The sequence below is a fragment of the Vibrio sp. Vb2131 genome (genome assembly GCF_033338535.1).
GTDB lineage: Bacteria > Pseudomonadota > Gammaproteobacteria > Enterobacterales > Vibrionaceae > Vibrio > Vibrio alginolyticus.
Genome location: NZ_JAWOSW010000180.1, coordinates 1 through 510 on the forward strand (window position 1 = coordinate 1; position 510 = coordinate 510).

Annotated in this window: 1 protein-coding gene; it reads left to right on the forward strand. The window is 46.1% G+C overall.

The window, feature by feature from the left end; all coding sequences use genetic code 11:
* Positions 1–36 precede the first annotated feature (36 nt).
* Positions 37–510 (forward strand): LysR family transcriptional regulator (locus R7E38_RS23435; protein WP_318082253.1); only part of this gene is annotated, 474 nt, incomplete at its 3' end.

The window sequence follows — 510 nt, forward strand, 5'->3', positions numbered from 1 at the left end:
TCAGATTAAAAAAACTAATCCTATTTGAGGTCCCATATGTCTCGCAGATTGCCTCCTTTAAATTCGCTTCGAGTATTTGAAGCAGCCGCTCGTCATCTCAGTTTTACGCGTGCGGCAGAAGAGTTATTTGTGACTCAAGCCGCAGTGAGTCATCAAATTAAAGCCCTAGAAGAGTTTCTATCTCTAAAACTTTTCCGTCGCCGTAACCGTTCTTTGCTGTTAACAGAAGAAGGGCAAAGTTACTTTCTCGACATCAAAGACATCTTTACCTCGATTGCTGAAGCGACCGATAAGGTATTGGAACGTAGTGAAAAAGGTGCGTTGACCATCAGCTTGCCACCGAGCTTTGCCATTCAGTGGTTGGTGCCTCGTTTGGCGGACTTTAATGCTCAAGAGCCAGACATCGATGTTCGCATCAAAGCCGTGGATATGGATGAAGGTTCACTGACTGATGATGTAGATGTAGCGATCTACTATGGCCGTGGGAACTGGCCGGGTTTGCGAGCGGAT